Source organism: Histidinibacterium lentulum (assembly GCF_003789055.1).
Taxonomy (GTDB): domain Bacteria; phylum Pseudomonadota; class Alphaproteobacteria; order Rhodobacterales; family Rhodobacteraceae; genus Oceanicola; species Oceanicola lentulus.
Genome location: NZ_ML119089.1, coordinates 140,617 through 161,677 on the forward strand (window position 1 = coordinate 140,617; position 21,061 = coordinate 161,677).

At 69.1% G+C, this 21,061-nt stretch carries 20 protein-coding genes; 16 read left to right on the forward strand and 4 right to left on the reverse strand.

Features of this window, described 5'->3' with window-relative positions; all coding sequences use genetic code 11:
• Window positions 1–31: 31 nt before the first annotated feature.
• Window positions 32–2,170 carry a calcium-binding protein gene (locus EAT49_RS16725; protein WP_123643445.1) on the reverse strand — a complete coding sequence of 713 codons (2,139 nt, stop codon included), beginning with the start codon at window positions 2,168–2,170 and terminating at the stop codon, window positions 32–34.
• A gap of 493 nt (window positions 2,171–2,663) precedes the next feature.
• Here EAT49_RS16725 and EAT49_RS16730 point away from each other — a divergent pair, with 493 nt between their 5' ends.
• Window positions 2,664–4,415 carry an acetolactate synthase 3 large subunit gene (locus EAT49_RS16730; protein ID WP_123643446.1) on the forward strand — a complete coding sequence of 584 codons (1,752 nt, stop codon included), beginning with the start codon at window positions 2,664–2,666 and terminating at the stop codon, window positions 4,413–4,415.
• A gap of 109 nt (window positions 4,416–4,524) precedes the next feature.
• On the forward strand, window positions 4,525–5,091 hold the full coding sequence (gene ilvN / locus EAT49_RS16735) for an acetolactate synthase small subunit (RefSeq protein ID WP_123643447.1): 567 nt from the start codon (window positions 4,525–4,527) through the stop codon (window positions 5,089–5,091).
• A gap of 28 nt (window positions 5,092–5,119) precedes the next feature.
• Here the strand turns inward: ilvN and EAT49_RS16740 are convergent, their stop codons facing one another.
• On the reverse strand, window positions 5,120–5,395 hold the full coding sequence (locus EAT49_RS16740; protein ID WP_123643448.1) for a hypothetical protein: 276 nt from the start codon (window positions 5,393–5,395) through the stop codon (window positions 5,120–5,122).
• Between the two features lie 181 nt (window positions 5,396–5,576).
• Here EAT49_RS16740 and EAT49_RS16745 point away from each other — a divergent pair, with 181 nt between their 5' ends.
• Genes EAT49_RS16745 through EAT49_RS16765 form a run of 5 tightly spaced genes read left to right on the forward strand, consistent with a single transcriptional unit; the run spans window position 5,577 to window position 10,652 of the window.
• Window positions 5,577–6,512 carry a nucleoside hydrolase gene (locus tag EAT49_RS16745; RefSeq protein ID WP_123643449.1) on the forward strand — a complete coding sequence of 312 codons (936 nt, stop codon included), beginning with the start codon at window positions 5,577–5,579 and terminating at the stop codon, window positions 6,510–6,512.
• Window positions 6,509–6,955: a GNAT family N-acetyltransferase gene (locus EAT49_RS16750; protein ID WP_246003889.1), complete on the forward strand. Its 447-nt coding sequence runs from the start codon at window positions 6,509–6,511 to the stop codon at window positions 6,953–6,955. Before EAT49_RS16745 ends, EAT49_RS16750 begins: the two co-directional genes overlap by 4 nt.
• A 32-nt stretch (window positions 6,956–6,987) precedes the next feature.
• Complete coding sequence (locus tag EAT49_RS16755; RefSeq protein ID WP_123643450.1) at window positions 6,988–8,376, forward strand: protein adenylyltransferase SelO; 1,389 nt, start codon at window positions 6,988–6,990, stop codon at window positions 8,374–8,376.
• A gap of 60 nt (window positions 8,377–8,436) precedes the next feature.
• Window positions 8,437–9,657, forward strand: coding sequence for an acyl-CoA dehydrogenase (locus EAT49_RS16760; RefSeq protein ID WP_123643451.1), 1,221 nt, complete (start codon window positions 8,437–8,439; stop codon window positions 9,655–9,657).
• A 47-nt stretch (window positions 9,658–9,704) separates the two neighbouring features.
• Window positions 9,705–10,652 (forward strand): phosphoadenosine phosphosulfate reductase, encoded by a 948-nt coding sequence (locus tag EAT49_RS16765; protein WP_123643452.1) that lies wholly within the window; start codon window positions 9,705–9,707, stop codon window positions 10,650–10,652.
• A 3-nt stretch (window positions 10,653–10,655) separates the two neighbouring features.
• Here the strand turns inward: EAT49_RS16765 and EAT49_RS16770 are convergent, their stop codons facing one another.
• Complete coding sequence (locus tag EAT49_RS16770; RefSeq protein WP_123643453.1) at window positions 10,656–10,937, reverse strand: hypothetical protein; 282 nt, start codon at window positions 10,935–10,937, stop codon at window positions 10,656–10,658.
• A 105-nt stretch (window positions 10,938–11,042) separates the two neighbouring features.
• Here EAT49_RS16770 and pyrC point away from each other — a divergent pair, with 105 nt between their 5' ends.
• From pyrC to EAT49_RS16800, 6 genes are all read left to right on the forward strand, one after another.
• Window positions 11,043–12,083, forward strand: coding sequence for a dihydroorotase (pyrC, locus tag EAT49_RS16775; protein WP_123643454.1), 1,041 nt, complete (start codon window positions 11,043–11,045; stop codon window positions 12,081–12,083).
• Between the two features lie 16 nt (window positions 12,084–12,099).
• Window positions 12,100–12,771 (forward strand): orotate phosphoribosyltransferase, encoded by a 672-nt coding sequence (locus EAT49_RS16780; RefSeq protein ID WP_123643455.1) that lies wholly within the window; start codon window positions 12,100–12,102, stop codon window positions 12,769–12,771.
• A 173-nt stretch (window positions 12,772–12,944) separates the two neighbouring features.
• Entirely contained in the window at window positions 12,945–14,444 is a 1,500-nt protein-coding gene (locus EAT49_RS16785) for a replicative DNA helicase (protein ID WP_123643456.1), read from the forward strand.
• Window positions 14,445–14,652: 208 nt separating this feature from the next.
• The gene (locus EAT49_RS16790) at window positions 14,653–15,516 is read left to right on the forward strand and encodes a DUF1194 domain-containing protein (RefSeq protein WP_123643457.1); all 864 of its coding nucleotides are present in this window, start codon (window positions 14,653–14,655) and stop codon (window positions 15,514–15,516) included.
• A 244-nt stretch (window positions 15,517–15,760) separates the two neighbouring features.
• Window positions 15,761–17,068: a hypothetical protein gene (locus tag EAT49_RS16795; protein ID WP_123643458.1), complete on the forward strand. Its 1,308-nt coding sequence runs from the start codon at window positions 15,761–15,763 to the stop codon at window positions 17,066–17,068.
• Entirely contained in the window at window positions 17,065–17,850 is a 786-nt protein-coding gene (locus EAT49_RS16800) for a COG3904 family protein (protein ID WP_342773828.1), read from the forward strand. Before EAT49_RS16795 ends, EAT49_RS16800 begins: the two co-directional genes overlap by 4 nt.
• On the opposite strand, the gene EAT49_RS16805 is transcribed toward EAT49_RS16800, so the two are convergent.
• Window positions 17,851–18,261 carry a response regulator gene (locus tag EAT49_RS16805; protein ID WP_123643459.1) on the reverse strand — a complete coding sequence of 137 codons (411 nt, stop codon included), beginning with the start codon at window positions 18,259–18,261 and terminating at the stop codon, window positions 17,851–17,853.
• 195 nt (window positions 18,262–18,456) lie between these two features.
• Between EAT49_RS16805 and alr the strand changes: the two genes are divergently transcribed.
• Genes alr through EAT49_RS16820 form a run of 3 tightly spaced genes read left to right on the forward strand, consistent with a single transcriptional unit; the run spans window position 18,457 to window position 21,010 of the window.
• A complete protein-coding gene (gene alr / locus EAT49_RS16810; protein ID WP_123643460.1) occupies window positions 18,457–19,494 on the forward strand; it encodes an alanine racemase in 1,038 nt (345 codons plus the stop codon).
• A complete protein-coding gene (locus EAT49_RS16815; protein WP_123643461.1) occupies window positions 19,491–20,267 on the forward strand; it encodes an MlaE family ABC transporter permease in 777 nt (258 codons plus the stop codon). Before alr ends, EAT49_RS16815 begins: the two co-directional genes overlap by 4 nt.
• Window positions 20,264–21,010: an ABC transporter ATP-binding protein gene (locus tag EAT49_RS16820; protein WP_123643462.1), complete on the forward strand. Its 747-nt coding sequence runs from the start codon at window positions 20,264–20,266 to the stop codon at window positions 21,008–21,010. Before EAT49_RS16815 ends, EAT49_RS16820 begins: the two co-directional genes overlap by 4 nt.
• Window positions 21,011–21,061: the final 51 nt, after the last annotated feature.

The following is a 21,061-nucleotide window of genomic DNA, read 5'->3' on the forward strand; positions in this document are numbered from 1 at the left end:
GGCCCCCGCGCCTGGACCGCCCCCGCCGGTCCTAGGGGAAGCTGAACAGCGACTCGTCGAGATCGGCGGCGTCGACGTTCTCGAGCCGGATCGTGACCTCCCCGGCCTCGATCACGGCGGTCGAGTCCTCCTGGCTCAGGAACAGGTCGGCGAAGCTCTCGATCCCGGTGATCTGCAGATGGATGCTGTCGGCCCCGTTGCCGAAATCGGTCACCGTGTCGGTGCCGCCCTTGTCTCCGAAGAAGAAGATGTCGTCGCCCTCGCCGCCGGTCAGGGTGTCGTCGTCGATCCCGCCGTCGAGGAAGTCGTTGCCCGACCCGCCGTAGATCTCGTCGCTGTCGTCCATGCCGTAGATCGTGTCGTCGCCCTCGCCGCCGAAGAGCGTGTCGATGCCGTTGAACGGGTTCAGATCGCCCTCGTCGTCGGGGACGTTCAGGCTGTCCGGCAGGCCTGGCGCGAGTCCGCCGTAGAGGATGTCGTTGCCCGCACCGCCCCGGATCACGTCCGCGCCCTCGCCGCCGATGATCGTGTCGTCGCCGTCGTCGCCGAAGAGCGTGTCGTCGTCGAAGCCGCCGTCGATGAAGTCGTTCCCGGCGCCGCCGTAGACGACGTCGTTGTCGTCGCCGGTGCGGATCGTGTCGTTGCCGTCGCCGCCGTAGACGAGGTCCTCGTCATCGGTGGGGTCCGGGTCATCCTCGAACAGGCCCGGATAGCCGGAGTTGGGTGTGCCAGAGACGTCGGGCACGATGCCGAAGCCGGGCTGGATGTTGCCCGAGGTGTCGATCACGTCGTCGCCCGCGCCGCCGCGGACCACATCCCGGCCGTCGCCGCCAAAGATCACGTCGTCGCCGTCGTTGCCCGCGAGGAAATCGTCACCCTCGTCGCCGTAGAGCGTGTCGTTGCCGCTGCCGCCCCGGAGAATGTCGTCGCCGAGCCCGCCGAAGAGTTCGTCGTCGCCGGCATTGCCGGTCATGCTGTCGTCGCCCTCGCCGCCGAGGAGGATGTCGTCGCCGGCACCGCCGCGCAACTCGTCGTCGCCATCATTGCCCTGGAGCAGATCGTTGCCGTCCTGCCCGCGAAGGAGGTCGTTGCCGGCGCCACCGAGGAGAGTGTCCTCCCCTGCCCTGCCGAGCAGCGTGTCGTCCCCGTCCTCCCCGTCGAGAAGGTCGTCGCCGATCCCGCCGTCCATGAAGTCGTCGCCTTCGCTGCCGAACAGAAGGTCGTCACCCTCGTGGCCGAAGATCGTGTCGTTCCCGGCGCCGCCGAACGCGACATCGTTCCCGCCACGGCCGAGCATCAGGTCGTCACCCGCCCCGCCGTCCAGTTCGTCGGCCGCCGCGCCGCCGTCGAGCAGGTCGTTGCCGTCCCCGCCGAACAGCAGGTCGGTGCCGGCGCCTCCGAAGAGCGTATCGTCGCCCTCATCGCCCACGAGCACGTCATCGCCAGCCTCGCCTTCGAGCGTGTCGTCGCCTGCGCCGCCCTCCAGCACGTCGTCGCCCTCGCCGCCGAAGAGCGTGTCGATATTGCTGCCGCCGAGGAGCAGGTCGTTCCCCTCTCCGCCGTAGATCTCGTCGCGGTTGGCACCGCCGTCGATCGTGTCGTCGCCCTCGTCGCCGTAGAGCGTATCGGACCCGATCCCCCCGAGGATGCTGTCGTTTCCGGCGCCGCCGAAGACCACGTCATCGCCGCGTCCGGCATCGATGACATCGTCCCCCTCACCGCCATAGAGCGTGTCGCCGCCGCCGCCGCCGAAGATCTCGTCGTCGCCGTCACCGCCGACGACCACGTCGGGCCCGCCTCCGGCGAGGATGCGGTCGGCCTCGTCGCCGCCCTCGATCGCGTCCCGGGATCGGTTGCCGACGATGGCGGCGAGCTCTTCGCCCTCCTTGGTGTAGAGCACCGTGCCCACCGTGCCCTCCGGTCCGCCGAAGGCGCTGACGCCGAGCGGCGCGTCGATGTCGACGCCGGTGTCGGCCACCGTGATCCCCCCCTCGCGCAGCGTGCCGTCCTCGAAGTAGTAGCCGACGTTGACGTCGGCCTTGCCGTCGGTCGGCAGGCCGAAGAAGGCGACGAACCAGATCCCGTTGAAGAGCTGGATCGCGGTCGGGTTGGCAAGCGGGTTGGCCGCCAGAAGGGCGTCGACGTTGTTCTGGATACCGATTGGCAGCATGATGGGTTCCCCAAGGACAAGAGGGCGGCCTCCCCCCGGGGACCGCGTGGCGTTTACTTGGCGGAAATATGTCCGTCTGATGGCGGGCGCCAAAGGATTCTCTGCCGTTGTCCCGGAACTGGAAACGATCTGGTTGTCCTTGGGGCAACTGTCCGGACAGAGCTGCAGAATGCTTCCGGATCGCGAGGCCCCGGTCCGGCGGGCCGCGGCCGGCGACTCGCGCCGTGGCGGGAACCGGGCCGAGACTCGTTGCGCAACTATCTTTCGTTTTGGAGGCGCCCGAAGAAATCACGCACTTGCGCTGTTGACCCTCCGGTCCGGCGGGGGCATAAGCGCGGACGCAAGTTGGAGCGGCGCATGACCGACCTCGTACTCATCGTAGGACCAAGGCGCATGGGCCGGTAACGGCAAGACCAGACCAGTCCCCATGCGCCCTCGATGACCTCGGGGGCTTTTTTTGTGCGTGAATGCCAGACGTGAGACGGAGAGAACCATGACACGTCAGATGACCGGAGCGAAAATGGTGGTGCAGGCCCTGAAGGATCAGGGCGTCGAGGTGGTCTTCGGCTATCCCGGCGGTGCGGTGCTGCCGATCTATGACGAGCTGTTCCTCCAGAACGACATCCGTCACATCCTCGTGCGGCACGAACAGGGCGCGGTTCACGCGGCGGAGGGCTATGCCCGCTCCACCGGCAAGCCGGGCGTGGCGCTGGTGACTTCGGGCCCGGGGGCCACGAATGCCGTCACGGGCCTGACGGACGCGCTGATGGATTCGATCCCGATCGTCGTGCTGACGGGCCAGGTCCCGACCTTCATGATCGGCTCGGACGCCTTCCAGGAAGCCGACACCGTCGGCATCACCCGCCCCTGCACCAAGCACAACTGGCTCGTCAAGGACACCGACCGGCTGTCGGGGGTCATCCACGAGGCGTTCCATGTGGCCACCGCGGGCCGGCCGGGCCCGGTCCTGATCGACATTCCGAAGGACGTGCAGTTCGCCACCGGCGAGTATACCGAGGCGCGGCGCGTCACCACGCATTACAACCCGCCGGTGAAGGGCGATATCGGCACCATCACCGAGCTGGTGGCGGCGATGGAGACCGCGCGGAAGCCGATCTTCTACACCGGCGGCGGCGTCATCAACTCGGGTCCCGCGGCGAGCCAGCTCCTGCGCGAGCTGGTGGAGGCGACGGGCTTTCCGATCACCTCCACGCTGATGGGCCTCGGCGCCTATCCGGCCTCGGGCGAGAAATGGCTCGGCATGCTGGGGATGCACGGGCTCTACGAGTCGAACATGGCGATGCATGACTGCGACCTGATGATCTGCATCGGCGCACGGTTCGACGACCGGATCACGGGGCGGATCGACGCCTTCTCTCCGGGCTCGAGGAAGGCCCACATCGACATCGACCCCTCGTCGATCAACAAGGTGGTCCATGCCGATTTCCCCATCGTCGGCGACGTGGGCCATGTGCTCGAGGACCTGCTGAAGGTCTGGAAGAGCCGCGGCCGCAAGACCGACCGCGAGGGGCTGACCGCCTGGTGGGACCAGATCCGCACCTGGCGGAAGGTGAACTGTCTCGCCTTCGAGCAGAAGGGCCGCACCATCAAGCCGCAGCACGCGATGGTGCGGCTGGAGGCGCTGACCAAGGGGATGGATCGCTACATCTGCACCGAGGTGGGCCAGCACCAGATGTGGGCCGCCCAGTACCTTGGCTTCGAGGATCCGAACCGCTGGATGACCTCGGGCGGTCTCGGGACCATGGGCTACGGCCATCCGGCGTCGATCGGCGTGCAGCTGGGCCATCCCGACAGCCTTGTCATCAACGTGGCCGGGGAGGCGTCCTGGCTGATGAACATGCAGGAGCTGGGCACCGCCGTGCAGTACCGCCTGCCGGTCAAGCAGTTCATCCTCAACAACGAGCGGCTGGGCATGGTGCGCCAGTGGCAGGAGCTCCTGCACGGCGAGCGCTATTCCCAGAGCTGGTCCGAGGCGCTGCCCGATTTCGTGAAGCTGGCCGAGGCCTTCGGTGCCAAGGGGATCCTCTGCGACGATCCCGATTGCCTCGACGATGCGATCCTCGAGATGATCCACCATCCGGGGCCGGTGCTCTTCGACTGCGTGGTAGAGAAGCACGAGAACTGTTTCCCCATGATCCCGAGCGGAAAGGCGCATAACGAGATGCTGCTGGGCGAGGCCGAGACCCAGGGCGTGATCGACGCGAAGGGCTCGGTGCTGGTGTGATGCGGGCGGTCCCGGCCCGGCCGGGACCCCTGCCCGCCCGCGAGGCGCAGCCCGCCGCCGGTTCCGTCCGGCACATCGTTCCGACCGAAAGACAGAGGATGAGACCCAAGTGTCCCCGTTGAACATCAAGAAGGGCTCCACGAGCCATTCCGCCTACAATCTGCGTCCCACCTTCTCGGATGTGGAGGAGCGCCACACGCTCGCGGTGCTGGTGGAGAACGAGCCCGGCGTTCTGGCGCGGGTGATCGGGCTCTTTTCGGGCCGGGGCTACAATATCGAGAGCCTGACGGTAGCCGAGGTGGACCATACCGGACACCGCAGCCGGATCACCCTGGTCACCTCGGGCACGCCGCAGGTGATCGAGCAGATCAAGGCGCAGCTCGGCCGGATCGTGCCGGTGCACGAGGTCCACGACCTGACCGTCGAGGGCCGGGCAGTGGAGCGGGAGCTGGCACTGTTCAAGGTGGCGGGAAAGGGAGAGGCGCGGATCGAGGCGCTCAGGCTTGCGGAGATCTTCCGCGCCAATGTCGTCGATTCCACGCTGGAGAGCTTCGTCTTCGAGATCACGGGGACCCCTGAGAAGATCGACGCCTTCGCCGATCTCATGACTCCGCTGGGTCTTGTCGAGCTTGCGCGCACCGGTGTGGCGGCGCTGGCCAGAGGGGCGGGCAAGTAACGCCCGCCCCCGGCACTCACCAGAGCGATCAGGTGTCGTCGTCGTCGACCTCGATGTCGCTGATGCCGTCACCGCCGGGCGCGTTCGCGTCCTCGATGCTGCGCTGTTCCGCGACGCTCAGGATGCCGTCGTTGTCGGTGTCGAGGATCGAGAACAGGATGCGGTCGTTGTTCGTCGGGTCGATCCGACCTTCGCCATAGACCTCCTGGAAGCGGTCGAAGGTCATCGGCTCGCCCTCCTGCGCCATGGCGGCACCGGGCAGAACGAAGGCGAGGGCGGCGATGATCTTGGTCATGGAGTTCATGATGATCTCCTTTCCTTGGTTGCAATTGCATCCTCAATGATCCCCCTGCGGATCGGTTCCGAACTTTCTCGTCCCCGACGATGACGGCCGGCAGGTCGGGTTTCTGCGGCGCGGCGGACGGAGTCGGGCTGGACGGCGCCCCTGCGGCCTGAAATGGTCGCGGCGCTTCAGGGAGGACGGGATGCCGCGCAAGATCATCATCGATACGGATCCGGGGCAGGACGACGCGGTGGCGATCCTGCTCGCGCTGGCCTCCCCCGAGGACCTCGAGGTTCTGGGGATCACGGCCGTTGCGGGCAACATCCCTCTCGCGCTGACTTCGCTCAACGCGCGCAAGATCTGCGAACTGGCGGGACGGCCCGACATCCGGGTCTTCGCGGGCTGCGACAGGCCGCTGAAGGGCGAGCTGAAGACGGCCGAGGCGGTGCACGGCCAGTCGGGCCTCGACGGCGCGGAGCTGCCCGAGCCCGCGATGCCGCTTCAGGAGATGCACGGCGTCGATTTCCTGATCGAGACGCTGCGGGCAGAGCCTGAGGACACGGTCACGCTCTGCACGCTGGGGCCGCTCACCAATGTCGCCACGGCCTTTACCCGCGCGCCCGACATCGTGGGCCGGGTGCGCGAGATCGTGATCATGGGCGGGGCCTATTTCGAGGTGGGCAACTGGTCGCCTGCGGCCGAGTTCAACATTCTTGTCGACCCGCAAGCCGCTGATATCGTGTTCAGATGCGGCAGGCCCCTGACGATCCTGCCGCTCGATGTGACGCATAAGGTGCTGATCACGCCGCCGCGGCTGGGGGCGATCCGCGCGCTGGGCACCGTGGGCGAGGTGGTGCACGGCTGGCTCGATTTCTACGAGCGGTTCGACCTCGGAAAGTACGGTTGGGAGGGCGGGCCGCTGCATGATCCCTGCGTCATCGCGTACCTGCTGAAGCCCGAGCTATTCACCGGCCGGCATGTGAACGTCGAAGTGGAGACCGGCTCGCCGCTGACCATGGGCATGACCGTGGCGGACTGGTGGGGCGTCACCGACCGGGAGAAGAACGCGCAGTTCATGGGGGGCGTCGATGCGGACGGCTTCTTCGCGCTGCTGACAGAAAGGCTGGGCCGGCTGTGACGCAAATCACGCTTTGCACGACCGAGGACGCGCCCCGCCTGCTGCCGCTGGTGCGGCGGATGCACGAGGAACGCGGCCTGACGACGACGGACGAGAGCCGGGCCGCCGCGCTGTCTCCGCTGCTCGAGGGCTCGCCGCTGGGGGCGGTCTGGATCTTCGGGCCGGCACGGGCGCCCGTGGGCTATGTCATCGTGACCTTCGGCTGGTCTCTGGAATCGGGCGGCATGGACGCGACGGTGGACGAGATCTGGGTGCGGCCCTCGGTGAGGCGGAGGGGCATCGCAAGCGAGGCGCTCTACGAGATCGGGCGGGCGCTCAAGTCGGCCGACGTGACCATGTTGCGGCTGGTGATCGACAGCGAGGATGCCGCCTCGGCGGCGCTTTGCCGCACGGCCGGGCTGACGCCGCGCGCAGGCGCGACGATCCTGTCCCGCCCGCTCTAGCGGGAGGGCGCCGGGACGCCTACCTTTGGTCCATGACCGCCAGAATCCCCTTCGACAATTCCTATGCCCGCCTGCCGGAACGGTTCTACACCGCCCTGGACCCCACGCCGGTGACCACGCCGGAGCTGATCGCCTTCAACGAGTCGCTGGCAGCGGAACTGGGGATCGACGTCGCAGGTCTGTCGCGCGCGGAGCTGGCGCGGCTCTTTTCCGGCAACGAGCTGCCCGAGGGCGCCCAGCCCCTGGCGCAGGTCTATGCCGGGCACCAGTTCGGCCACTGGAATCCGCAGCTTGGCGACGGGCGCGCGATCCTTCTGGGCGAGGCGGTGGGGCCTGCGGGGCGGCGCGATATCCAGCTCAAGGGCTCGGGGCGCACGCCCTATTCCCGGATGGGCGACGGGCGCGCCTGGCTCGGCCCGGTGCTGCGCGAATACGTGATGTCGGAGGCCATGGCGGCGATGGGCGTGCCCACGACCCGCGCGTTGGCGGCGGTCAGCACGGGAGAGACGGTGCTGCGCGAGATGGCCTTTCCGGGCGCGATCCTGACGCGGGTGGCGCAGAGCCATATCCGCGTCGGCACCTTCCAGTTCTTCGCCGCGCGCGGGGATGTCGAGGCGCTGGCGAGGCTGGCGGACCATGTGCGCGAAAGGCACTACCCGGACGCGAAGGATGTCCCGCAACTGATTGACGCCGTGATGAAAGCGCAAGGCGAGCTTGTGGCGCACTGGATGTCGCTGGGGTTCATCCACGGGGTGATGAACACCGACAACATGGCCGTGTCCGGCGAGACGATCGACTATGGCCCCTGCGCCTTCATGGACGCCTATCATCCCGACACCGTGTTTTCCTCCATCGACCAGTTCGGCCGCTATGCCTATGCCAACCAGCCGCAGATCGCGGTCTGGAACATCGCGCAGCTGGCCTCGGCGCTGCTCCCGCTGATGCCGGATGAGGAGGCCGCGGTGGAGGAGTTCACCGGGATCGTGAACCGCTTCGGCGAGGTCTACCAGGCGGCGTGGCGGCGGCGGTTCGGCGCGAAGCTGGGTCTCGCACTGGAGACGCCCGATCTTGCCGAGGCGCTGCTGACGCTGATGGCGAAGGACGGGGCCGATTTCACCAATGTCTTCCGCCGCCTGCCCGATGCGCGGGACGAGTTCATGGACCGAGAGGCCTTCGACGCATGGCGCGCGACCTGGGAGTCGGAGGGGCCTGACGCGGACCTCATGGCGCGCAGCAATCCGCAGGTGATCCCGCGGCTGCACCGGATCGAACAGGCGATCCAGGCGGGCCTGGGCGGGGACCTGAGAGTCTTCGAGCGACTTCTGAGCGCCGTGACGCAGCCTTTTAAAAAACCTGAAGATTACTACACCCGACCGCCCGCGACCGAAGAGCGGGTGGCGCGCACCTTCTGCGGGACCTGAAGCACGCCGGGGGTTTATCCGCGGCCTGTCAGGACGTATCCGGGACACAAGGAGACAGCCATGACCCTCGACGATCCCAACCGCACCCACGACGCCGCCGCCCTTGCCGCCTTCGACTGGACCGATCCGCTGGGCCTCGAGGCGCAGCTGACCGAGGACGAGCGGATGCTGCGGGACGCCGCCCGCGCCTTCGCGCAGGACCGGCTCGCGCCGCGGGTGATCGCGGCCTATCGCGACGAGACGGCGGACCCCGAGATCTTTGCCGAGATGGGGGCCGCGGGGCTGCTCGGCGTGACGGTGCCGGACCGGTTCGGCGGGCTGGGCGGGGGATACGTGACCTACGGCCTCGTGGCGCGGGAAATCGAACGGGTGGACTCGGGCTACCGCTCGATGATGTCGGTGCAGTCGAGCCTCGTCATGTATCCGATCCTCGCCTATGGCTCCGACGCCCAGCGCGAGCGATATCTGCCGAAGCTGGCGACAGGGGAGTTCATCGGCTGTTTCGGCCTGACGGAACCCGACGCCGGATCGGACCCCGGCGGCATGAAGACGCGGGCGATCAGGACCGCGGACGGCTACCGGCTGACCGGCTCGAAGATGTGGATCTCGAACGCGCCCATCGCGGATGTCTTCGTGGTCTGGGCGAAATCGGACGCCCATGACGGCAAGATCCGGGGCTTCGTGCTGGAAAAGGGGATGAAAGGGCTTTCGGCGCCCAAGGTGGGCGGCAAGCTGAGCCTGCGCGCCTCGGTCACGGGCGAGATCGTGATGGATGGCGTCGAGGTGGGCGAGGACGCGCTCTTGCCGGGGGTCGAAGGGCTGAAGGGGCCGTTCGGCTGCCTCAACCGCGCGCGCTATGGCATCGCCTGGGGCGTGATGGGGGCGGCCGAGGCGTGCTGGCACGCGGCGCGCCAGTATGGCCTCGACCGCAAGCAGTTCGGCAAGCCAATCGCGGGCACCCAGCTTTACCAGAAGAAGCTCGCCGACATGCAGACGGAGATCGCGCTGGGCCTTCAGGGGGCGCTGGCGCTGGGGCGGATGATGGAGGCGGGAACCGCGAGTCCGGAAACGATCAGTCTCATGAAGCGAAACAATTGCGGCAAGGCGCTCGACGTGGCGCGGGCCGCACGGGACATGCATGGCGGAAATGGCATACAGGAAGAGTACGCCGTGATGCGCCACATGGTGAACCTCGAGACGGTCAACACCTACGAGGGCACCCATGACATCCACGCGCTCATTCTCGGGCGGGCGCAGACGGGCTTGCAAGCGTTCTTCTGACAGGTCACGGTTCCGCCACCGGCGCTGAACAAAGAGGCTCAAGCCGCATGAGCGACGACACCGGGGCCCCGAGGCGGCCCGCATCCCAAGAGGACGAACTGCGCGAGGCGCTGAGGGCCGAAGCGCGGGCCGTCGCGGGGGGATCGGTGCGTCGTCTGGGTCGGTCCCATGAGGCGATCTTCCGCCCCGGGATCGGGCGGGACCTGATCGTCACCTTCGAGACCGAGGCGCGGCTGGAGGAGGCCGACGCGGGTGTCGTGCCCACGGCACGGCATCTGGCGGAGGTGACCGATGCAAGCTGGCTCTGCATGGTCTCGGAGGGAGCGACCTGGTTCAGGGACGCGGCAGTCTTCGATTTCTTCGACGGGCTGACAGACGAGGGACTCTTCGACGAGGCGGACGCCGTCCTGTTCATGGGTGCAGGCGCCGGCGGCTATGCGGCGGCGGCCTATTCGGTGGCGGCCCCCGGCGCGGCTGTGATCGCGCTGCGGCCGCAGGCCACGCTCTCGGCCGAGACGGCAGGCTGGGACGCGCGGTTCTTCGGCGCGCGGAGGCGGGATTTCGAGGGACGCTACGGCTATGCGCCCGACATGCTGGAGGCGGCGGGACAGGCGATGGTGCTCCACGACCCGGAGGTCGAGGAGGATGCGATGCATGCCGCCCTCTTCCGCCGCGAGGGCGTGATGCGCCTGCGGTGTCGCGGTCTCGGCTACGAGATCGACGAGCACCTGGGCAGCATGGGCGTGCTCGAGCCCCTGGCCGGTTCCGCGCTGGAGGGGAGTCTGGCCGAGCCCCTGTTCTGGCGGCTTTACCGCGCGCGGCGAAAGCATTTCGGCTATCTTCACGCGCTGATGCGGCGCACCCGGGACGACGGGCGGCTGGAGTTTGCGCGGCGAGTCTGCCGTCACGGGCTCGAGGCCACCGGCAGGCCGTTCTTCCGCAAGCGGCTGGAGTCGATGGAGGAACGCCTGGGCCGCATCACCGCGGCCCAGTAGCCCTCATTTCTTCGGCGGGTCCATCGCGCGGCGCAGGGCCGCCACGATCCGCGTGCCGAAATACCCGAGCACCCCGCCGAGGACGACGGCGAAGGCATTGTCGCTGTCCAGCGCCGTGGACAGCAGGGCCGCCCCCAGCAGCGCCAGCATGAAGGCCAGCGTGCGGATTTCGCCCGGCTCCACCTTCACCGAGGAGGACAGCGATTTCGCCAGCGGCCGGGCCGCGGGCTCCTCGAGTTTCGGGGTCAGGAACCCCGCCAGGGCGGCGATCAGAAATCCAAGCATGGGGCGGCCTTTCCTGAGTGATCGGGCATGCGTCTTTCTTCGCGCCCCCGGCCGGTTCACGCAAGGGGCTGGGAAAGGCGGCGCGGTGCGTGTAATCGGGCGCCCATGACCGACCGCCTGACGCTGAGACGCCCCGACGACTGGCACCTCCACCTGCGGGACGGCGCCATGCTGAAGGCCGTGCTGCCCGCGACGGCCGCGCATTTCGCCCGCGCCATCGTCATGCCGAACCTCGTGCCCCCGGTCGTGACCGCCGCCGACGCCATGGCCTATCGCGAGCGCATCCTCACGGTCCTGCCGGAGGGCATGACCTTCACGCCGCTGATGACGCTCTACCTGACCGAGGGCACCGATCCCGACGACGTGGCCCGCGCCCATGCCGAGGGCATCGCCACGGCGGTGAAGCTCTACCCTGCCGGGGCCACCACGAACTCGGCGTCGGGTGTGCGGGACATCGACAAGGTGCGCCCGGTGCTGGAGCGGATGGCCGAGATCGGGATGCCGCTCTGCGTCCATGGCGAGGTGACCCATTCCGAGGTGGACATCTTCGACCGCGAGCGGGTGTTCATCGACAAGGTGCTGAAGCCCCTGCGCCGCCATGTGCCCGAGCTGAAGATCGTGATGGAGCACATCACGACCCAGGAGGCGGTGGATTACGTCCGCGATGCGAGGAAGCGTCTGGCCGCGACGATCACCACCCATCACCTCATCATCAACCGCAACGCGATCCTCGCGGGCGCCATCCGGCCGCATTTCTACTGCCTGCCCGTGGCCAAGCGCGAGAAGCACCGGGTGGCACTGGCCGAGGCTGCCGTGTCGGGCGACCGGCGGTTCTTTCTCGGCACCGACAGCGCGCCCCACACGGACGGCGCGAAGCTGCAGGCCTGCGGCTGCGCAGGCATCTTCACGGCCCCGGTCACGATGTCCTGCCTCGCGGAGGTCTTCGAGGTCGCGGGCAAGCTGAAGCAGCTCGAGGCCTTCGTGGCGGTGAACGGGCCCAGGTTCTACGGGCTGCCGCCCAATGAGGAGCGGATCACGCTGGTGAAAGGCGCGCCGTGGCAGCCCCCCGGCCAGGTGGAGACGCCGGACGGCCCGGTCACGGTGTTCGACCCGGGCTTTCCGCTGCACTGGCGGGTCGCAGACTGAAGCAAGGGGGACGAGGATGATCGGGGCAGGGTTTCCGGACAAGGACGAGATCGCGCGGCTGACGGCGGGGATGCTGCTCGAGATCGGCGCGGTGCATTTCAACGCGCGTGAGCCCTATACCCATGCCTCGGGCAACGTGGCGCCCACCTATATCGACTGCCGCAGGCTGATCTCCTATCCGCGCATCCGCTCGACGCTGATGGATTTCCTGACCGCCACCGTGCTGCGCGAGGCGGGGTTCGAGGCCTTCGACAACGTGGCGGGCGGAGAGACGGCGGGCATCCCCTTCGCCGCGTTGGTGGCCGAACGGATGGCCCTGCCGATGACCTATGTGCGCAAGAAGCCCAAGGGCTACGGCCGCAATGCCCGCATCGAGGGGGCGATGTCCGAGGGCCAGCGGGTGCTGCTGGTGGAGGACCTGACGACGGATGGCGGCTCGAAGCTGTCCTTCGTCGACGCGATCCGCGAGACGGGTGCCGTCTGCGACGCGACGGCGGTGATCTTCTACTATGACATCTTCCCCGAGACGCCCGCGCGCCTCGCGGACCACGGCGTGCGGCTCTTTCACCTCTGCACCTGGTGGGATGTGCTGGCCGAGGCACGGCGGCGCGGAAGTTTCGACTCGGAGACGCTGGACGGCGTGGAGGTCTTCCTTCGGGCCCCCCGGGACTGGCGGGCTCCCGCCTGACGTCGGGGCCGCGGAATTCCAGATGTTGACGCGAACGGTCCCGCCGCCGCAGGATATGGACAAGAGCACGGCGGCGGGAGCTTTCCACAGGTTTATACAATTTGCCTCCGCCCCGGCAGAGTGACTAAGACCCCAGTCCAGCGGGACGGAAATAATCGAGCAGGGGGGCCGGGATGAACGAGATCGCGGCGTTCCGTGGCAGGACCACGGACGCGGAGTCAGTGGACGGGGGCAGCCTGCCCCATTCGATCGAGGCCGAGCAGCAGCTTCTGGGCGCGATCCTGACGAACAACGACGTCTACGACCGCGTCGCCCAGATCATCCAGCCGCATCACTTCTACGATCCGGTGCACGAAGCGATCTACACGACCGCCGCCGCGCGCATCCAGAAGAACGCGCTCGCCTCGCCGGTGACGCTCAAGACCTTCCTCGAGGATCACGAGGGGCTGAAGGAGCTGGGCGGGCCGGCCTATCTGGCGCGGCTCGCGGGCCATGCGATCGGCTCCTACGCGGTGCGCGACTATGCGCAGATGATCTACGACCTCGCGATCCGCCGCGATCTCATCGCCATCGGCCACGACATCGCCGACCGCGCGACGCGGGTGGAGGTGGACGACGGCCCGCGGGAGCAGATCGTCGAGGCCGAACAGAAGCTCTATGCGCTGGCCGAGCAGGGCCAGGCGGAAAGCGGGTTCCAGTCCTTCCTGAAGGCCGTCACCGACGCGGTGAACGTGGCGCATGCCGCCTACCAGCGGGACGGGGGCCTCGCGGGCCTCTCCACCGGGCTCGTCGATCTCGACCGCAAGCTCGGGGGCCTGCACCGGTCGGACCTCCTGATTCTCGCCGGGCGGCCGTCGATGGGCAAGACCTCGCTGGCCACCAACATTGCCTTCAACATCGCCAAGGCCTACCGCAAGGGCCTGAAACCCGACGGGACCGAGGGGACGATCGACGGCGGCGTCGTGGGCTTCTTCAGCCTCGAGATGTCGGCCGAGCAGCTCGCCGCGCGGGTGCTGTCGGAGGCCTCCGAGGTGCCCTCCGAGCAGATCCGCCGGGGCGACATGACCGAGGCGGAATTCCGGCGCTTCGTGGACGCGGCCAAGACCCTGGAGAGCTGCCCGCTCTATATCGACGACACGCCCGCCCTGCCGATCTCGCAGCTCGCCGCCCGGGCGCGGCGGCTGAAGCGGACCTACGGGCTCGACGCGCTCTTCGTGGACTATCTGCAGCTGGTGCGCCCCGCGAGCGCCAAGGACAGCCGGGTGAACGAGGTGTCGGAGATCACGCAAGGCCTGAAGGCCATCGCCAAGGAGCTCGACATCCCCGTGGTGGCCCTGTCGCAGCTCAGCCGCCAGGTGGAGAGCCGCGAGGACAAGCGGCCGCAGCTGTCGGACCTGAGGGAATCGGGCTCGATCGAGCAGGACGCGGACGTGGTGATGTTCGTGTTCCGCGAGGAATACTACAAGGAACGCGAGAAGCCGGGCGACCACGAGATGGAGAAGATGGCCCAGTGGCAGGACGAGATGGAAAAGCTCCACGGCAAGGCCGAGGTGATCATCGGCAAGCAGCGGCACGGGCCCATCGGGTCGGTCGACCTGAGCTTCGAGGGCCGCTTCACCCGGTTCGGCAACCTCGTGAAGCCCTGGCAGCAGCAGGGCGACGGCGGGTTCTGATCCGCAGGGCCGGGGGCGTACATTTTGAACACCCCGGCAACTCCTTGATCCTGAAATGAAATCCTGAGCCTCCCCGCACCGGGGCCACGCGACGCGCCCTGCCCGTCCGCCGGGCGGGTGCCCACGGATTGCCCGCTCGCGCGATGGTGAGCGGCCCCGGACGCCCTGCGGACTGGACAGGGGGCGGGCCGGGCGGCGACGCTTGGGCATGACGCGGGCGATCCTCTTTCTCTGCCTCTGGCTTGCGGGTTCCGCCGGGCCCGCCTTCGCGCAGGCGCTGGACCTGCCCGGCCTCGGTGCGCCGGACCCCGGCGCGCCGGAGCCCGCGCCGACCGGCCCCGTCGAGGTCGACCTGGAGCTTCTGCTCCTGGTGGATGTCTCCCGCTCGATGACCGCCCAGGAGCTGCAGATCCAGCGGCAGGGCTATGCCGCCGTCCTGCAGTCCGAGGCGGTTCAGGGCGCCATCGGGCGCGGCTTCATCGGGCAGGTCGCCATGTCCTATGTGGAATGGGCGGGCGCGGGTCTGGAGCGGGTGGCAGTGGACTGGACGCTGATCTCCTCGCGCGAGGAAGCGGGGCGCTTCGCCGAGGCGCTGCTGCTGTCGGCGCCCTACACGGTGAGCCGGACCTCGATCTCCTCGGCGCTGACGTTCGGCGCCGAGCATTTCGAGGGCAACGGCTACCGGGGCCTGCGCCGGGTCATCGACATCTCGGGCGACGGGCCGAACAACCAGGGGGGCCCCGTCACCGCCGCGCGCGACGCGGTCCTGGCGCGGGGCATCACGATCAACGGCCTGCCGCTGATGGCGGTCTCGGACCCCTACGACCGCTGGTCGGTCCCCGATCTCGACCGCAATTACGAGGCCTGCGTCATCGGCGGCCCCGGCGCCTTCGTGGTTCCCGTGACCGACTGGCGCGACTTCGCCGCGGCGGTGGAGCGCAAGCTGGTGCAGGAGATCGCGGGGCTGACGCCGCCGCCGGGCCCCCGGGTCTGGCCGGTCCAGGCCTATGACTGCCGCATCGGAGAGAAGATCTGGGAACGCAACCGCGGCAGCTGGGGCGGCGTGCCCTGAGCCGCTCTCCCCCTTGCTGACCAGCGCGCGCCCGTCCCCTTTCGCGCCGCGCCCCCCGTTTCTCTGGCCGGAAATATCCCGGGGGTCATGCTGGAGGCATGCCTCCGGCATGACGGGGCGGAGCCCCCGGCGGGTCGCCCCGGCGCAGCCGGGGCGAAACCCGTCCCGACGGGTCACGCAGGCGGGACTCGCCATTCCCGCCCCGGTCCCTATCCTGAAGGCGACCGCACCCGGGAGGCACGACATGGACGAAGAGACCGGCCGGCTGAGCCGCAGCGAGGCGCGCGGGGTGCGCTACGCGCGCGAACTCGAGGGGCATCTGGGCTGGCTCGACAGTTTCACCGGGGCGGCCCTTGGCGTGCTCGCGGTGGCGAGCGGCATCTACACCTATCTCGGCGTCTCCTCGCTCCTCGACGACACGGGAGCGATGTCGTTCTTCGCGGCCATCGCCTATTCGGTGGCGGTCTCGGTCGGCATCTTCGTCTTCTGGTCCTACATGATGCGGCTTTTGCCGGCGGTGCGCTCGGCGGCGGCGCGGATGGGGCTCTTCCTGTCAATGATCGCGGGCAGCCTCGCCATCGTCGCCATGTCCTCCTGGCTCAACGCCGCGGCCCTGGCGGGCGCGGCGGCGGTGGAGCAGCACATGGCGACGACCGTGCAGACTTACCAGTCCGCGCTGGAGACGGCCCATGCCACGGCGGTGGCGAGCCAGTCCCTGGAGCTCGACGTGGCCCGCGTGCGGCAGAGCTTCGAGGACCTGTCGGAGCAGGAGGCGACGGGGCAGCTCTCGGGTTTCGCCGGCGAAGGGGCGGTGTTCCGGCTCCTGCGGCAGAAATCCGACGAGCTCGCGGCGCTTCAGATCCAGATCGCCGAGCAGGAGCCGCTGGTGGACCGTGCCTTCAGCGAGGGCAACGCGATCCTGAGCCGGATGCGCGCGCTGACGGTGGAGCCCGGCGCGGTCGAGCCGCGCTCGGTGCTGTTTTCCGAGGAGGCGGTGCGGCTCGCGGGCGTGATCACCCAGCTGAGGCAGCTGTCGGTGGCGCCGCTGGTGGTGCGGGCGGCCAACGATCTCTCGCGCTCGGTGGTGCTGCCGGAGCTCGACGGCTCCACGATCACCATCCAGGAGGGACAATCGGCCACGATGAACTCGGTCCTGACGGTGCTGGGCCAGCGCGCGGAGACGCTGCGGCAGGCCGCCGAGCAGGTCATCGCCCTGCCCCCGCCGCCCGACACGACCTATACGCCGATCTCCACCGCCGACGCGGTCATCCTCTATGCCGCCAATTTCGTCCCCTCCTGGGCCGGGGCCATCGCCATCGACCTGCTACCGGCGGTGCTCGTCTTCATCGTGGCGATCACGCAGGCCGCAATCCGCTCGGCGCGCGAGCGGGCCGCGACGGAGGATCTTCTGACGCTGGCGGAGCTGCGCGCGGCGGTGCGCGCGCTCCGGGAGGTGGAGGACAGTCTCGACCGCGACGGCCCCGCGCCGAAGGCCGAGACCGAGGGCCGTCGGCTCGCGCCCGTGGAAGGCGGGCGGCAGTCCGCGCCGTGAGCGGACGGGTCCGCGACACCCGGTGGATGATCCGGGCGATCCTGTGGCTGCAGGTGGGGCTGGCGGTGGTCCTCTTCGGCTCCGATCTGCTGCGGGTCCTGCCGCGGCTGGCGATGCCCTCGCAGGCCCCGGAGCTCGACACGCCCCTGCGCCCCGGCGACCAGACCCGCCGCTATCGCCCCGCGGAGATCGCGCCCCGGACCGCCCCGCCCGGCACCACCCGGCCGGTGCCCGCGCCGCAGGACATGCCGTCGCGCCTGCTGTTCGAGGCCGCGCTCTGGGAGGAGCGGGAGACGCTTACCCTCACCGGGACCATCGCGCCCGGCGATGCGGAGCGGCTGGAGGAATTCCTCTTGGCTCGCCCCGCCCCGCCGGAGCTGGTCTATCTCAACTCGCCGGGCGGATCGGTGGGCGATGCGCTGGCCATCGGGCGGCGGCTGCGCGGGCTCGAGGTCGAGACGCGGATGTTCGGCACGGACATCTGCCTGTCGGCCTGTCCCTATCTGCTGGCCGCAGGCGTGGCGCGGTCCGTCGAGGAAGGCGCCATGGTGGGCGTGCACCAGCATTTCTTCGGCGAGAACCGCGCCCTTCCGGCGTTTCTGGCGGTGGAGGACATCCAGCGCGGACAGGGCGAGGTGATGGGCTATCTCGACGAGATGGACGTGGACACGCGGATCATGCGCCCGGCCCTGCTGACGCCGCCGGACGAGATCTACCTCCTGACCGAGGCGGAGATGGCCGCGTTCCGGCTGGCGCCCTACCCAGTGCCCGAGGCGGAGTGATCAGAGACGGGCGAAGCCGGCGCGGCGCGGCGGGGCGATCGCGGTGAGGTCCCGCAGCGCCCGGGCCACCGCCGCGGGCGGCGCGTGCTGGGCCAGCCGCGGCGCGCGGAAGCCCATCCGCCGCAGCGCCATGTGGGGCGAGTCGGTCAGGACCACATAGGGAATGCCGAGCCGCGAGAGGCGCAGCACGAGGGGCCGCGCGCTCCGCCCGACGAGGCGGGGTGTCAGCAGCACGCCGTCGATCTCGTCGGCGGACTCCTCGAGCCGGTCGAGGGCCTGACCGAGGCTCGCCGCCACTTCGACGACGCGGTGCCCGAGGTCTTCGAGGATGGTTTCGAGCTCGATGGCGTCCACGGTGTTCTCCTCGACCAGGAACAGGTCGAGACCACGGGTCAGGGCAGCATCCGTCACGTTCTCTCCTCCCAGAGGCCGTTTCGGGGGCGGGACGACCGCAGCGAGTCGGCCCGTGCAGGACCATAGCACGGCTTGCCGCCGACCGGCCCGGAAAGTTGCGCGATAAGCGACGACCGGCCGCGGTCGGGGGCCGGCACAGGCGGGATGTCGCGGGCGCTTGACCTGCGCGCGCACCCTGTCAAAAGGCGCTGCATGGGGACCGGACACCTGACCATCGACCTCGACGCGCTGGCGGACAACTGGCGCGCGCTCGACCGCAAGTCGGGATGCGCGACCGCCGCGGTGGTCAAGGCCGACGGCTATGGCTGCGGCGTGGGCGCCGTGGCGCGGAAGCTGGCGGCGGCGGGGGCGCGGCAGTTCTTCGTCGCGGTCGCCGAGGAGGGCGTGCGGCTGCGCGAGGCGCTGGGAGAAGGCCCCGAGATCCTCGTCTTCGGAGGGCACATGTCGGGCGATGCGGAGATGATCCGCGGCGCCGGGCTGGTGCCGATGCTGAACTCGCTCGACCAGATCCTGCGGCAGTTCGAGGCGCTGCCCGGCCATCCGTTCGGCATCCAGCTCGACAGCGGCATGAACCGGCTGGGGATGGAGGCGGCGGACTGGGGCGCGGTGGCGGAGGTGGCGCTGGCGCAGAAGCCGCGGCTGGTGATGTCCCATCTGGCCTGCGCCGATGCGCCGGATCATCCGATGAACGCCGCGCAGTTGAAGGAATTCCGGCGGATCACGGACGGAATCTCCGTGCCGAGGAGCCTCGCCGCGACGGGCGGCATCCTCCTCGGTCCCGAGTATCACTTCGACCTGACGCGCCCCGGCATCGGCCTTTACGGGGGCATGCCCTTCGAGGAGGCGCGCCCCGTGGTGCATCTCGACCTGCCGGTGATCCAGATCCGCGACGTGGCGAAGGGCGAGACGGTGGGCTACGGCAACAGCTGGACCGCCGAGCGGCCGGTCCGGATCGCCACGCTCGCGGCCGGCTATGCCGACGGCATAACGCGGCACCTGTCGAACCGGGTGACGCTCTGGCACGGCGACACGCCCTGCCCGCTGAGGGGGCGCGTCTCGATGGACCTGCTTACCGTCGACGTGACCGATTGCGAGGGCGAGCCCGAGTCGCTGACCCTGCTGGGCGAGCGGCAGGGCGTCGACGTGCTGGCCGATCTCGCCGGGACCATCGGCTACGAGATCCTGACCCAGCTCGGGCACCGCTACAGCCGCCGTCTGGCGGGCGCATGATCGCAGCTCTTGCCCGCATCGGGCGCTTGGCGCTCGCGGCGCTGGCGGCGCTGGGGCGGATCGCGCTCTTCACGGTCCAGACCTTCAGCCATCTCGTGCGGCCGCCCTTCTATCCGAGGGAGTTCGGGCAGGCGGTGATGTCCGTCGGGTGGCAGTCGCTGCCCGTGGTGGCGCTGACGGCGGTCTTCACCGGTGGCGCGCTGGCGCTGCAGATCTATTCGGGCGGCGCACGCTTCTCGGCGGAGGCGGTGGTGCCGCAGATCGTGGCCATCGGCATGGTGCGCGAGCTCGGGCCGGTGCTGGTGGGGCTGATGGTGGCAGCGCGCGTCACCTCCTCCATCGCCGCCGAGATCGCCACGATGAAGGTCACCGAGCAGATCGACGCGCTGGTGACGCTGTCCACCGATCCGATGAAATACCTGACCCTGCCCCGCGTTCTGGCCGCCGGGCTGACGGTGCCGGTGCTGGTGGCGGTGGGGGACATCATCGGCATCTTCGGCGGCTACATGGTCGGGGTCTACCGGCTGGGGTTCACGCCGGTGACCTACCTGCAGAACACCGTCGATTTCCTCGAGCCGCTCGACATCATCTCGTCGCTCGTCAAGGGCGGTGCCTTCGGCCTTCTGGCGGCGCTCGCGGGCTGCTATTTCGGAATGCGCTCCAGCCGCGGCGCGCAGGGCGTGGGCCGGGCAACCAAGGGGGCGGTGGTGGCGGCGAGCGTGCTCATTCTCGCCGCGAACTTCGTCCTGACGGAGGTGTTCTTCTCGGCATGATCCGTCTGTGCGATGTCCATAAATCCTTCGGCGGCAACCATGTGCTGCGCGGCGTCGACCTCGGGGTCGAGCGCGGCCAGAGCATGGTGATCATCGGCGGGTCGGGGACCGGCAAGTCGGTGGTGCTGAAATGCATCCTCGGCCTGATCCGGCCCGATGCGGGGCGGATCGAGGTCGACGGGCGGGACGTGACCCAGGGCGACCGGGACGACTTTCTGGCGAAGTTCGGGATGCTGTTCCAGGGTGCTGCGCTCTTCGACAGTCTGCCGGTCTGGCAGAACGTCGCGTTCCGGCTGCTGCGCGGGAGGGGCAAGCGCCCCAGGGCCGAGGCGCGGGAGATCGCGGTCGAGAAGCTGCGTCGGGTGGGCCTCGGCCCCGAGGTGGCAGACCTTCTGCCCGCCGAGCTGTCGGGGGGGATGCAGAAGCGCGTGGGGCTGGCGCGGGCCATCGCGGCCGATCCCGCGATCATCTTCTTCGACGAACCGACGACGGGCCTCGATCCGATCATGGCGGGCGTCATCAACGAGCTCATCCGCGAGATCGTGGCCGAGATGGGCGCCACCACGGTGACCATCACCCATGACATGACGAGCGTGCGCGCCATCGCGGACCGGGTGGCGATGCTGCACCGGGGGAAGATCCGCTGGACCGGCCCCGTGGAGGAAATGGACGCGGCGCGGGACCCTTACGTGGACCAGTTCATCTCGGGGCGCGCCGAGGGACCCATCGAGACCCTGCGCTAGCCCCTCGCGCCCCCGCGGGGTATGGAGGCGCTGAATGCTCCAAATCCGTCA

What these genes read in the sequence shown, in the direction of transcription:
- EAT49_RS16820 (WP_123643462.1), top strand. Translation starts at nt 20,264, where the DNA reads ATGATCCGTCTGTGCGATGTCCATAAATCCTTCGGCGGCAACCATGTG.
- EAT49_RS16815 (WP_123643461.1), top strand. Translation starts at nt 19,491, where the DNA reads ATGATCGCAGCTCTTGCCCGCATCGGGCGCTTGGCGCTCGCGGCGCTG.
- EAT49_RS16785 (WP_123643456.1), top strand. Translation starts at nt 12,945, where the DNA reads ATGAACGAGATCGCGGCGTTCCGTGGCAGGACCACGGACGCGGAGTCA.
- EAT49_RS16795 (WP_123643458.1), top strand. Translation starts at nt 15,761, where the DNA reads ATGGACGAAGAGACCGGCCGGCTGAGCCGCAGCGAGGCGCGCGGGGTG.
- pyrC (WP_123643454.1), top strand. Translation starts at nt 11,043, where the DNA reads ATGACCGACCGCCTGACGCTGAGACGCCCCGACGACTGGCACCTCCAC.
- EAT49_RS16740 (WP_123643448.1), bottom strand. Translation starts at nt 5,395, where the DNA reads ATGAACTCCATGACCAAGATCATCGCCGCCCTCGCCTTCGTTCTGCCC.
- EAT49_RS16770 (WP_123643453.1), bottom strand. Translation starts at nt 10,937, where the DNA reads ATGCTTGGATTTCTGATCGCCGCCCTGGCGGGGTTCCTGACCCCGAAA.
- EAT49_RS16745 (WP_123643449.1), top strand. Translation starts at nt 5,577, where the DNA reads ATGCCGCGCAAGATCATCATCGATACGGATCCGGGGCAGGACGACGCG.
- EAT49_RS16790 (WP_123643457.1), top strand. Translation starts at nt 14,653, where the DNA reads ATGACGCGGGCGATCCTCTTTCTCTGCCTCTGGCTTGCGGGTTCCGCC.
- EAT49_RS16765 (WP_123643452.1), top strand. Translation starts at nt 9,705, where the DNA reads ATGAGCGACGACACCGGGGCCCCGAGGCGGCCCGCATCCCAAGAGGAC.
- EAT49_RS16755 (WP_123643450.1), top strand. Translation starts at nt 6,988, where the DNA reads ATGACCGCCAGAATCCCCTTCGACAATTCCTATGCCCGCCTGCCGGAA.
- EAT49_RS16780 (WP_123643455.1), top strand. Translation starts at nt 12,100, where the DNA reads ATGATCGGGGCAGGGTTTCCGGACAAGGACGAGATCGCGCGGCTGACG.
- EAT49_RS16730 (WP_123643446.1), top strand. Translation starts at nt 2,664, where the DNA reads ATGACACGTCAGATGACCGGAGCGAAAATGGTGGTGCAGGCCCTGAAG.
- EAT49_RS16725 (WP_123643445.1), bottom strand. Translation starts at nt 2,170, where the DNA reads ATGCTGCCAATCGGTATCCAGAACAACGTCGACGCCCTTCTGGCGGCC.
- EAT49_RS16760 (WP_123643451.1), top strand. Translation starts at nt 8,437, where the DNA reads ATGACCCTCGACGATCCCAACCGCACCCACGACGCCGCCGCCCTTGCC.
- alr (WP_123643460.1), top strand. Translation starts at nt 18,457, where the DNA reads ATGGGGACCGGACACCTGACCATCGACCTCGACGCGCTGGCGGACAAC.